Origin of the sequence: Methylobacterium sp. WL6 (assembly GCF_008040095.1) — a bacterium.
Classification (GTDB): domain Bacteria; phylum Pseudomonadota; class Alphaproteobacteria; order Rhizobiales; family Beijerinckiaceae; genus Methylobacterium.
The window spans coordinates 1-11,924 of record NZ_VRVH01000135.1 but is presented as its reverse complement, the minus strand read 5'-3'; the positions used below and the strand labels follow the sequence as shown (position 1 = coordinate 11,924).

The following is an 11,924-nucleotide window of genomic DNA, read 5'->3' as shown; positions in this document are numbered from 1 at the left end:
ACGGTGGCGATCGCGCGTGCCGGCGCGACGCCGCCCGGCTCGGCCCCGATCGTCGCGCCGCTCTCCTCTGCGAGCTGCTCGGCCACGGTCACCGACCGACCCATCTCGACGAAGGTCGGCATGCCGGAGGGTTCCTGTTCGTGGCCCGGCGTCGGGGCAAGCGCGAGGCGCGGCGGATGCCGGACCCTGCGACGTGCGCGGGCCGGGCTCGCGCTCGGAGCTCAGTGCTCGCCGGCAGCCACGGTCTCGCGCATCGGTTTCGTGGGTCGGCCGATTAGCCTGCTCAGGTCGCGCCCGTCCTCGAACAGCGCACCCTCCGCCACGACGGAATCGGAGGCGGCGACGAAGGCCGCCAGGTCCTTCGGCAGGCCGGCCTTCAGCAGGACGCCCTCGTACTCGGCCTCGGGCAGGTTCCTGTAGACCACCGGCCGGCCCGACACCTTCGCGACCTCGGCTGCGAACTCCTCCAGCGTGTAGGCGTCGTCGCCCGCCAGCTCGTAGATGCGGCCGTTCTCCACCTCGGCGGCCGTCAGCACGGCCGCGGCCGCGTCGGCGTAGTCGGCCCGCGCCGCGGACGAGATCCGCCCCTGGCCCGCGCTGCCGAAGAGGGCGCCGTGCTCGAGCGCCATCGGGATCGAGGCGGCGTAGTTCTCCGTGTACCAGCCGTTGCGCAGGATGACGAAGGGCACGCCGGATGCCGCGAGGACGAGCTCCGTCCGCCGATGCTCGTCGGTGAGCTTGGGCGGGGACGTGTCGGCGTGCAGGACGCTGGTGTAGGCGATGCGGCGCACGCCCGCCCGCTTGGCCGCCTCGATGACGTTCCGATGCTGGTCCACGCGCTTGCCGAACTCGTTGGAGGAGATGAGCAGCAGGCGCTCGATGCCCGCGAAGGCTCGGTCCAGGGTGTCGGTCCTCTCGTAGTCGACCTGCCGCACCTCGACGTCGAGGGCCCGGAGCGCCTTGGCGCCGTCGTCGTCGGGGTTGCGCAGGCCGGCCACGATCCGGGAGGCCGGCACGCTGCGCAGCAGGGCCTCGACTACGAGGCGCCCGAGGCGCCCGGATGCGCCGGTGATGCCGATGCGGGGATGAGCAGAGGTCATGGGCGCAGTCCACGAAGGTTCGGTTGAGATACATGCTTCCTATTCGAGACCTCGGCGGCGCATAAGGAGGCAGTATTTTGGGACAGGGTAACCTCGCGGGAACCGGGCGATGAGCCAGCAGGCGGAACTGGTGCGGCGGTTCGCGGAGTGGCAGGCCACGGCCGTCGATCCTTCGCTCTGCCCGGTGCGCGACGTGCTGGATCGCCTCGGCGACAAGTGGACGACGCTGGTGCTGCTCGTGCTGGCCGGCGGCCCGCGGCGGTTCAGCGCCCTCGGCCGGGCCGTGCCCGACATCTCGAAGCGCATGTTGACCCAGACGCTGCGCGAGCTGGAACGCGACGGCTTCGTCACCCGGCACGTCTTCCCGACCAAGCCGCCCAGCGTGGAGTATCGCCTCGACGCGCTCGGGCATTCGATGCTGGAGCCGCTGGCGGCGCTCGTCGCCTGGGCGGAACGCAACCACGCGGCCGTCGCCGCGGCCCGGACCCGCTACGCGGCCTCGGAGGCGGCCGGGCACCGGCCGTGATCGGGCCGACGCCGGGATCTCGGTGCGCGCCGAACCCGGGCGACGCGAGACGCTTCGGTGCCGGGCGTGATCCTTTGCGGCGGCACCTCGGATCTCGGGACCCCCCGAAGGCCGAGGGCGGCATCGCGCCGCCGGAAGCGACGTGCGGCGGCTCGGCCGTCGACGCGGAACCCGGGGTCGCGCGACAGGCCGCCGCCGACGAACAGCGTCGTCCCCGTCACACGATCCGGATCGCGACGATGGCGCCCCGCTTCGGGCCGTCCGTCCGCCGCGCGGCTGCGCACGGAAACGGCGCAAGGCCCCGCGCCTGCAGGGGACTTGCCCGATGAGATTCACCATTTTTGTCCATCTGTTGTCTCCGCCTGCGATTATATCACAGACAAAGCGGCGGAGGAACATACGAAAAGATCGGATTCCATTTCGACATTAAAGCGCGCTATGAACTGAACTCATTTGTAAGGCGATAAAGGTTCATACATTGGGGTATATTCAACACGATATCACCGAGAGATCGCGATGCATTTCAGTATTGACATACCGTAGCTGATACCCAAGGTCTACCGTGCAAAAGGCCGATTCTTAAAGCCCGTCAACCATGACATTCAACTCTTCTTTGAAGAAGAGCACCCTACGTTGCCTTGATAGCGGGGGAGAATGCTCAATGGCCTCGATTCGCGAAAGTACGGGTCGTATAACAATCTTTACGATGTTCGTTATCGGAGCGGGATTGGCCGGAGCTGCTCTTGTCCGATGGTCGACCAGCTCAACTAACGCGTACCCCGAGTACGTCTCCCCGACCGGCTTCAAGCCAATACATTATCATCAACGAGGCCCACGCGAATCCTACGTTATGCTCGATATGATTCCTGAGCCTGGAGGATATGTACGTTGGATCAATAAACAAACGATTCTGCCGGGAAACGAGCATGGCTTGATGATCAGCTATCGGCATGCTCGGTCAAACTGTGAGAACTCGATGATGCAGATCATCGGTGAGGGCGATACGATAGAGAGGATGGCTGTGAATCGCCCCACAGGGATGTTCCACCTTGTCGAGGGATCGAGCGCCTACGAAAGCACTGCCGTGGCGTGCCGGGAGCGTTCGTATGCCAACAGCGGAGGGGTAGGCCGTGTGTATTGACGTCTAGTCTCACCTAACCCCCAGTTCCTAAGCAACGGCTGTTTGATTGTGCTCACCCAAGCGTATCGCCGCCCATACTTATACAGTTGGTGCTGCGGCTAAGATTACCATACGTTCGCTCAAATGCCGATTGCTTGAAGAGCTTATGGAGGAAAACATGGAGGAACTTATTGAGCAGCTACTCCATTTTCGAGACGAACGTGACTGGGGACAGTTCCACAAACCCAAGGATCTAGCCATATCAGTAAGTATAGAAGCGGCCGAACTGCTCGAAATATTTCAGTGGCGGCCGGATGGCGCAGAAATCGACGAAGCTCTCGTCGTCAAGGTTAAGGACGAAGCTGCAGACATACTATTGTATCTCACGCTGCTTTGTAACTCATTCAATATCGACTTATTGTCTGCGGCGAAGGACAAACTGGCTAGGAATAGTAAGAGGTTCCCGGCATCCTCATCCCGTGGTATACCCAAACCTCAAGATGAAACTACGCCATGAAATCAGCATCTGATTTTCCTATCTTTAGTAAATGGCTCGATGCGCCGAGTGGTGCGTTTGGCAGTCGTAATGGCGAAAGCTTAGTCCCGCCTCCTGACAAAGAGGCTTACTGGCGAATCTACGATGAGTTGAAAGAAGCTGCAGAGAACGCTCGCGCCGCCCATCCAGATGCAGCTAAAATGGTCTTGCGTCCTAAGATGTATTCTCGCAACAGAGGATCGCGAGGACACCGGCCAGTTGATCTATGGGTCTCTATATGTAGCACAGGCGCAAATATTTTTGGGTATATGCCGCAAGTGTACGCGATTGCCTCTGATCGCGGATTGGAAATCGGATTTGCAGTTTCAATCGCAGAAGATGACTATTTCGACCCAGAAGTCAAGGAACGGAACAGAAGCATCGTTCCATTCATCAACTCGAAGCTTCCGTCGTCGGACGATTTGCTGGCGGGAGAGCTAGGCCGCGAACTATCTCGTCAAGGAAGCTGGCATTTCAATCAAAAAACCCGGCTTACTATAGAAGACAATGGGTTTGACGCTTTCACTTCTTTGCCGAACATGCTTGATCACCTTAAGTCGCGAGGAGAAAACACTGGGGGTGGTGCAATATGCCGCCTCTATTCTGGTGATGATCTCGCAAGTATAGACTTGACATTACAGTTTAAGCTCGCCCTTGCCAACTTCGGGCATTTACTTGCCCGGTGCGCCCCTACTTCTTGGGACATGAGTGTAAGGGTTGCTTAAACAGAAGTTGAGAACGCAGAGTCGGAGGTAGCTGCTGAACCAAGTGATAATGAAGATACGCGACCAAGGGTTTGGGCAGAAGTCGCTCGCAGACAGGGGCAAGGGCCATTCAGAAAAAGTCTTATAGAAGCGTACGGTGGAAGATGCGCAATCTCACGCACCGGAGTTCTAGACGTTCTTCAAGCTGCACACATTCGCGGGTATAAAGGCGCTCACTCAAATCATGTGAGCAATGGACTTTTATTACGGGCGGATATTCACAACCTTTTTGATATGAAAATGATTACGATTGAGCCGTTCACAATGAAAGTTTTCGTATCGCCTAGCCTCAAGGGAACGCCATACTGGGCATATAATGACCTTGAAATCGCCGCACCCGTCAAGAAGAAAAACAGGCCCTGCAATAAGGCGCTTGGTGAGCATTTCAGTGCAACAGCTGCCGTGAGAATATAATAGGCACTGCATGTCTATTTGATTCTTACTCTAGATCGGCAGCACTTTTACTCAACCGCACTTCATAAAAGTTCAGCCCTCCGGTGGATGACGTTGAACTTGGCGATAAGTAAAATATAACGACCGTGGTTTTTGCGATGTAGTATTAGTTTAATGGATCAATATAGTTCCGTCAGGATGAGTATAGCGACCTTGCGATCGTCGGAGAACCGGTGCCGTTCGCATTCGGTCCGTGATGGCGTGGTTGGGTGTTTTACGGAGTGACGAGTAGGATGCCCCTGCGACATGGCACGCTCATTACGATCGATCTGATGTTCCTATGGAAGCTTCATAGCGAGCGTTAATCGGTGGACTGGATCGAGAGCGTGGGGCCCGTTGATGGAAGCCCTAGATGCCTGCAACCGTCTCTATGGTCGTGGGAGCCTGGTCGTCGCGTCCGCTGGAGTGGTGAAGGATCGTTCGTGGTCTACCAAGTTCGAAATGCGGTCACCCCGCTACACTACCCGGATCGGGGAACTACCGACTACAACGGCATAATAAATACTGAAACCAGTGCGTTATTATGAAATAATGCTTTGATATTTAGAGCGTTAAAGCGATGTCATTTCCATTCGGATAGCCTGCTTTTTGCCTCCTCCGACATAACAGCACCGAGAAAGTCACTACATCTCTCGTGGCTGATTTCGCGCTTCTGAGCCTTTATAAGATGGACCGCACGTGGAGCAACATAAGCGTCTTCAATGAGTATCAACCCAATCCCATGGCGAGAACACTCATCAACAACTCTCGCTTCCTGCGCTGGATTTTCTTTTCTCCAGATTGCATGATCGACCGGGAACACAACGTAAGACTTGGTTGCTGCAGAGGAATGAGATAAGGCCTCAAATACCGCCAATACGTTACAACTATCCGGCCGCTTTACCTCAAAAGTCACGACGTCGAACTCACGCCCTATGGTCCAGGGGAACTTTTTATGAGATATCAAGGTCAAATCAGGGCGAGTCCACCTTCCCTCGATCTTAGAGTCTTTCTTTGAAGTATTTTCTATAAGGAACTCATTTTCGTGAAAGCTGTCATCTTGCCAAAGCTTGCGCAGACCAGCCTCAGATGCTGGATAAAACGCGTCTTCAGCGATCACAAAAGATTTCTTCACATCATACCAGTTTCCCTCTGACCAAGACAGGTATTTCTTTTCGTGTCCATAATCAAAAGCAGCGTATAGGTCCTTCTGTTCGATACCAAGCAGTCGACTGATCTTTGTTCGAGTAAGTGGTGTGCCGTGAGAAGTAATAGTTTTGACAATCTGATCGAGCAAATACTGCGTTTCCAGCGTAGCGCTCATTATGCATCACCTAGTGATAGAACTCTGTCCCAGCCTAGGGGGCAACCTTTGCTGGATCAATGAGCTTGTGAATCTACATCCCGGTGGACCAACGCTCCGGTTACGGCGACAGGACAGGCGCCCACCGCATTCGCTCTGTAAGCGGTATCATGAACCCCAGCGTGTCCTTGCCCCATTTAGACACTTCACGTTTAAGCCACCTTGATAACATCGCATTCAGACGTAGGAATAAGCCACGAACTAATCTGAACCGTCAGGTAAAGAGTGGTCAGATCGACCCTATAACTTGTGCTCGGGGTGGAACATGAGCGTGGAGACCGGTGAGGGAGGCGCCCCAGTGATCAACTCGCTGTGCTCAGGAGCCTGTAGACGGACGCTCGCGACACGTTCAGTGCCCGGGCGATGGTCGTTCCACCCATGTCCGACGCCGCAGGCTTCCACGCACGGTCAGCGTCGATCGTTGGCTTGCGAATCTTGAACGCTCTTTCGGTCTCAACCTTGGCATACCCTCAGCCTGACGCTGACGGTGATCAATAAGCGGTGTTCCCTCTACTGATTCGATAGAACGGCTTCCGGGAACAGCCGAGGGCTTTTGCAATCGCCGCCGGGCCATCACCGGCCGCCTTCATTCCGATAGCCACACATGAAAGTGATGCGCTCCGCGTTTAAGGGCGCATTTTGCTTGGGATTGAATCGCATCCGTATAAGCAATGCATATGGTAAAGTTTAGATCGTGCGCTAGCTTAATCTTCGGCGTGTTTATCCGCGTCAAAGAAGCCTTGTGAGGAAACGCTAGATGCGCAAAACTATTATCTCTGCTGCGGCTCTGGTCGCGGTCTCTATCACTCCTGTTTTCGCGCTGGAAGTGACGAAGACCACCATGGTCGCAGCTTCACCCGATGCGGTGTGGAAGACCATCGGTGGCTTCTGTGGGATCGGTGGTTGGCACCCGGTCGTTGAGACGTGCGCTTTGTCTAAGAACGGCGGAAAAGATCAACGGACCCTTCATCTCAAGGGTGGTGGACTTCTCGTCGAGCAAGAGCAGGCCCGCGACGATAAAAAGATGAGCTATACCTACACAATCGTATCGGGACCTTTGCCGGTCGAGGATTACAAATCCACTATCATGGTCGAGAAGGATGGTGGCGGCTCCAAGGTCACCTGGACCGGAAGCTTCAAGGCCAAGGGAGCACCCGACGATAAGGCGAAGGAAGCCATCGGTGGTGTTTACGATGCCGGCTTGAAGGGCATTGCCACCAAGGCGAAGTGAGAAGTGAGCCGAAGCGAGGGGCTAACACGACCCCTCGCTTCGGACTAGCCGTTCCTCTGAACCGACGCCTACGGCGACGGGGTGACGGTCTCGCTTCCGATAATCCGATAGACCTGCATCCGGGAACAGCCGAGGGCTTTTGCAATCGCCGCAGGACCGTCACCAGCGGCCCTCAACGCGAGAACCTTGTCACGGTCCAGCCGACGCTTACCGCCTGTGTAGACGCCCTTGGCTTTCGCAGCCTCGATACCCTCGCGTTGGCGTTCAAGGATGAAGCGCCGTTCCATCTGACTCACCATACCAAGGACGGTGAGCACGATGCGTCCGCTTTCACCCCTGGTGGTTACGTGAGGATCGAGCACGGTGAGGAAGGCGCCCCGCTGATCAAGCTCGTGCACGATGTTCAGAACGTCACGGGTATCTCGGCCTAACCGGTCCGCACGAACCACAACCAGCTCATCGCCCTCCCGGATGAAATCGAGGATCGCGGCAAGTTCGGTCCGACCTTCGCGCGAAGCACCCGACACTTTCTCGTATCGGATAGGCTGACACCCCTCAGCCTTGAGTCGTTCGATCTGGATGTCGAGGGATTGATCCTCAGAACTGCAACGCGCGTAACCGATCCTCGCCAAATGTCACCTCCGGGTCTAGACCGGGAGACAATGCCGTAACATCAACCAGTAGGCAAGCCTGATGTTACGCTCGGGCTCGGGGAACGGTCGGGCGCCTGTTACGTCACTTCACGGTGCACTCTGACGAACAAGTCCTGAATAGAACAAGCAGTATGGAGCTTTGTCAGCGTCGACCCAACAAACATCGCATCCGCGCCACCATCTTGGGTCACCCTCCACCAAAATGTTTGGAAGCTTGAAAGATGACAATGTCTAAGTATCAGCAGATTTGTAGAACTGTGGGTCAGCTGCTATCAAGTATGATTAATCACGTAAAGTTCACTCGACCTTGAGCAATAAACCTGCTTGCCTCTTCTATTCGGCGGCAAAATGACATTATTACTTTAGTAAAAACAAGGGCGTTCTGCTCCACAAGCTGGAATAAGCCATCGAGGTTGGGAATGCCGATTTCATTAGCCAGTCGATATCCAGCCGCCTTTATGAATGCTGCTTGTGGATGATTCGTCGGAAAATCTTGACCAGCCGTTTTCAACAATCTTGCCTTGGAAAGATAAACGTAAATGTCTTTATATGCCTCTCTGGCCAGCTTTCTGTTGGAAAGATAACCAAGTATTGTGTCCTTGGAAGTTTTGAACGCAGTCTTCTCGCCATTGACGTTTATGTATCCAGGCGATTCATATTTGATTTTATCGACTGCCAGTCTGGTTGTTCTGGCTCTATTGCGAGAAATCGCATCAAAGAAGTGAACATAACTAAATCCTCCTTTGAATGCCTTGTCCCGAAATGCATTGCGAATATTATTTTTCAAATCCTCCGGCGTCTCTTCATCCTCATACTCGCCCGCGCTAGACAGGAAATAATATACGTCAGAGTATCGACTGTAAAAACTGCCGAAATCGGGCATGTCCCACTCCCCATCTACTTGAAGAGTCTCCGAATATGTTTCCTCTTGCTCGGCCTCAATATCTTCCTCCGTATGGTTTGAGGCAAAAAATCGGGGCTCCGGTAAGTACTGACCGCCTATATTTCCTTCCCACGGAAGCATAGTGATCTTGTTCTTTTTCAACTTCAGAAGATCAAATGTGTAATTTGTTCTAATATCGGCAAAGGTAAATAAAAATCTCAAATCGACATGGCCGTCCAAATACGAAACCCAGTTCTTTTGGGTAACGCTTGTTGCAATGAATAACGATTCATTCTCCGCGCATGGAATGGCCATTGCGACAATGGTGGTTTTGTGAGCCTTCAGTTTGATAAGTTGAGGGCCATCTAAGTAAACTAGCGTCGATACATATTCAGCTGATCTCTTATTGGCCATCACACTTTCTCCGTCTTAACGACTACAGTCTGCGGATCGAAGTGCTTAAACGGCCAGAAATCCACATGCTTTCCTTTAATGTGTGACTTTCCCGTTCCTGCCTTTATGATGCACATGGAGATATGAGGATTTGAAACGCGAGTCTTGGAAAGCTTCCCTGCTATATTGATAGCTTGGTCGCGTGAAGTGAATAGTGAGCATGACGCCCAACGGCACGAGTCTACCGTTGCAGGCTTGGGAACATTTAACGCTGAGTTTGAAAGAAAATCTTTTACGGTAGGATTCAATGTGGAGACTACGCGATAGGCCACGTCGACCGCCGTATCCAATGCGTGATTTAGCGGACAGTCTTCCGGCAAATCTTCAAGATACTCCACTGCCTGATCTCCCGTGTCCTTTTGCCAATCCTTTATATAGTGTCGCTAAATCGAGCAAGCAAAAGTTGGGTGGCTGTTTGAGGGGTCAACATAGAAATCAGAGTTGGCATCGCGTAGGCGTTCCTCGATACCGGCACCAAGCGCATGAGTCTTCCAAGTGTCGCGCCAGCCCTGGTTTGGAGGCAGGCACGGATCAAGGTTGACGGTCTGGCGAACCCACTTGCCGGCCTCGTGACCCTGTATCTCGCCCGGTGGGTTTCAGACCCGTTCCAGTGCCGCGCGAAATATAGAAGAGCGAACCGGGTGCAGACGCGTGAACGAACGCGAGGAAGCCTTGATCGATCAGGTTGGCGTTGAGAGGGACGGTTCGCGGAACACCAACGTGGGTTGGCCTATTTTTTACCCACAACGGATCGATCATTCGTTACCGTTGCCTATGGCCGCTTCCGAAGCGAAGTTGGCGGTTTAGACGCTAGAACGAACCATGAAAATCCGGTCACAAATCTGTCACAGCAAATGCCCGAAAACGACCATTACGAACGTCCTTTTTTCTTTCCTTTAACTGACGAACCATGATAGCTCAGGCATCCCTAAAACCTTCAAACCAATGGTGATTTCGGATTGTAGGAGGAGCGGGCGCGCGAGGGGGGCGCATTGATGGCTCTAGCGTCAATCGTGCCAACTCCATATCGCGGGAACTGATGCATAGCCCGTCCGAGCATCGTCAGCGTTGGCGTCTCGTATCGCCGCCCCACCGATGCTACCCGATGGCCGGTAACAGCATCCCGTAAGCGTTCCTCGATACCGGCGCCAAGAGCACGCGTCTTCCACGTGTGTCGCCAGCCGTGGTTCGGCGACAGGCACGGATCAAGGTGGAGGGTGTCGCGTATCCACTTGGCAACCTTGTGGCCCTGTAGTTCGCCGGGCGGGGTGCTTGAGCACTTCCGGTGCCGCTTGGGGTCATAGAATAGCGGACCGGCCAACGATGCTTGAACGAAGACAAGGAAGCCTTGTTCGATCAGATGGGCGTGTAGAGGCACGGTTCGCGGTTCACCGGTTTTGGTCACCCGGAGGTCCATAAAGAGGATGCCGGCCTCGGTTCGGATGTCCCGCTTCTCAAGGTTCGTGAGTTCGGTGATTCGTGCACCCGAGTATGCCGCCAACCAGGGGCACCACCGCCTCGACGCTGCACGGGTAGGGTTCTGATCGTCGGGCTGGACCGCAGAGGCCGCTGAGAGGATCGCTGCTATCTCGTGACCCCGGAATGTCCGCTCCCGCTGGGCGACGATTCTCGGCGCATCCAGGCTGATGCCCGTGACAGGGTTCGAGGCCAGGAACTGCCCGCCCGACCGACTTGAGGCCCAGCGAAAGACGGAACTCACTGCAACCAGATCGTTCTTATTGATCGCCCTCGCGCTGACCCCTTCCATGTCACGGCGGCGCTCGGCCCATGCGAACACGTCATCCCCAGTCAGGGATCGAACGTCTCGTTCCTTGGCAAAAGCGGCAAGGGATCGGAAGCTCCCTCGATACCGCTTGATCGTGTTGGCGGCTCGCTTGTCTGCCGAGTAGGTCGCCCATCGTTCGAACAGGTCGATGACGGTGAAAGCAGGACGATCGATCGAGACGGGGGAGGGGGCCTGCGATGATGCCGCTCGACCCTGTGTCCCATCGGCAACAATGTCTATCGAGTCGGGAAATGGTCGTGAACTGACCTGAGTTGAACCCTCAGGCTGGTATTTCGAACCGTCCCTGTGAGACTGCCAGAACCGTTTCAAGGCACCGTCCGCAATCGAGTGACGGATACGCGCCTCGGAGGGCTCCTTGGTTCGCAACGATACGCGAACGAGCGCCCCTACCCTGACTGTGAACCAATGACCATCGATTGGAAGGCTGACCGACCGTCCCTTGAGCTCGTCTACGATCGAGAGGGGAGTTCGTTGCCGTAGATGGAATACCCCTGTCTTAGGGTCCTTCCACGGCCGGGCGACTCTTAATGGCATGTGTCAGACCGCTGTATCAGAGTGCGGTCATCCTTAAGCCGGGACTCTAGCCTAACCTCATGTAATCATTGAGGTCCGCGTGCCGGTTGGGTCGGTGCCGGTGGAGAGGATCGAACTCCCGACCTTCGGTTTACAAAACCGCTGCACTACCGCTGTGCTACACCGGCGGGCATTCCGAAACCCTTGACAGACTTGAGGGTTCTGGCGCGTCAGGGGCGTCTTTGACTACGTTTGACGGCGCTTCGTCAAGGCGCGGGATGCGGCGCGGTCCCCGTCGCGATCCGCCCCGCCCGCCGGCCGCGACGCGCGACTCATCGTCGACTCCCCGTTCGTCGAAGCCCGCACATCGCTCGTTGCCGGACCGTCGGTCGCGGCGGCTGGCCGGAACAGTGCCCTGCGTGCCGAAGATCCCCACCGTCGCCGTAGCCGGATTGTGGTCCGCGATCACCGTGGCGGCGCTCGGCGTCGTTGCGATGGATCAGGCGCAATCGATGCGCCGCGCCGACGCCATTCCCGCGCCGGC

The 11,924-nt window shown here is 55.9% G+C and carries 11 protein-coding genes and 1 tRNA gene; 6 read left to right on the top strand and 6 right to left on the bottom strand.

All coding sequences use genetic code 11. The features are described 5' to 3' along the window. Window positions 1-221: 221 nt before the first annotated feature. The gene (locus FV230_RS17020; protein WP_147729821.1) at window positions 222-1,100 is read right to left on the bottom strand and encodes an SDR family oxidoreductase; all 879 of its coding nucleotides are present in this window, start codon (window positions 1,098-1,100) and stop codon (window positions 222-224) included. Window positions 1,101-1,209: 109 nt separating this feature from the next. On the opposite strand from FV230_RS17020, the gene FV230_RS17015 reads away from it, so the two are divergent. From FV230_RS17015 to FV230_RS16990, 5 genes are all read left to right on the top strand, one after another. Continuing rightward, window positions 1,210-1,626, top strand: a complete 417-nt coding sequence (locus FV230_RS17015; protein ID WP_147843237.1) for a helix-turn-helix domain-containing protein — start codon at window positions 1,210-1,212, stop codon at window positions 1,624-1,626. Window positions 1,627-2,476: 850 nt separating this feature from the next. Then, window positions 2,477-2,767 (top strand): hypothetical protein, encoded by a 291-nt coding sequence (locus tag FV230_RS17010; RefSeq protein ID WP_147843236.1) that lies wholly within the window; start codon window positions 2,477-2,479, stop codon window positions 2,765-2,767. A gap of 157 nt (window positions 2,768-2,924) precedes the next feature. Beyond that, window positions 2,925-3,263 carry a nucleotide pyrophosphohydrolase gene (locus FV230_RS17005; protein WP_210248641.1) on the top strand — a complete coding sequence of 113 codons (339 nt, stop codon included), beginning with the start codon at window positions 2,925-2,927 and terminating at the stop codon, window positions 3,261-3,263. Then, complete coding sequence (locus FV230_RS17000; RefSeq protein ID WP_147843235.1) at window positions 3,260-4,006, top strand: hypothetical protein; 747 nt, start codon at window positions 3,260-3,262, stop codon at window positions 4,004-4,006. The genes FV230_RS17005 and FV230_RS17000 overlap by 4 nt, the downstream gene beginning before the upstream one ends. Window positions 4,007-4,837: 831 nt before the next feature. Continuing rightward, the gene (locus tag FV230_RS16990; protein WP_348642144.1) at window positions 4,838-4,996 is read left to right on the top strand and encodes a DUF4113 domain-containing protein; all 159 of its coding nucleotides are present in this window, start codon (window positions 4,838-4,840) and stop codon (window positions 4,994-4,996) included. Between the two features lie 64 nt (window positions 4,997-5,060). Here the strand turns inward: FV230_RS16990 and FV230_RS16985 are convergent, their stop codons facing one another. Beyond that, a complete protein-coding gene (locus tag FV230_RS16985; RefSeq protein ID WP_147843234.1) occupies window positions 5,061-5,801 on the bottom strand; it encodes a hypothetical protein in 741 nt (246 codons plus the stop codon). Window positions 5,802-6,597: 796 nt separating this feature from the next. Here FV230_RS16985 and FV230_RS16980 point away from each other — a divergent pair. After that, window positions 6,598-7,071, top strand: a complete 474-nt coding sequence (locus tag FV230_RS16980; protein WP_147843233.1) for an SRPBCC family protein — start codon at window positions 6,598-6,600, stop codon at window positions 7,069-7,071. A 68-nt stretch (window positions 7,072-7,139) separates the two neighbouring features. On the opposite strand, the gene FV230_RS16975 is transcribed toward FV230_RS16980, so the two are convergent. From FV230_RS16975 to FV230_RS16960, 4 genes are all read right to left on the bottom strand, one after another. Continuing rightward, window positions 7,140-7,703, bottom strand: coding sequence for a recombinase family protein (locus tag FV230_RS16975; RefSeq protein ID WP_147843232.1), 564 nt, complete (start codon window positions 7,701-7,703; stop codon window positions 7,140-7,142). A 307-nt stretch (window positions 7,704-8,010) separates the two neighbouring features. Further along, complete coding sequence (locus FV230_RS16970) at window positions 8,011-9,021, bottom strand: hypothetical protein (RefSeq protein ID WP_147843231.1); 1,011 nt, start codon at window positions 9,019-9,021, stop codon at window positions 8,011-8,013. 976 nt (window positions 9,022-9,997) lie between these two features. Further along, window positions 9,998-11,401, bottom strand: a complete 1,404-nt coding sequence (locus FV230_RS16965) for a tyrosine-type recombinase/integrase (protein WP_147843230.1) — start codon at window positions 11,399-11,401, stop codon at window positions 9,998-10,000. A gap of 95 nt (window positions 11,402-11,496) precedes the next feature. Further along, window positions 11,497-11,568, bottom strand: a tRNA-Thr gene (locus FV230_RS16960). Window positions 11,569-11,924: the final 356 nt, after the last annotated feature.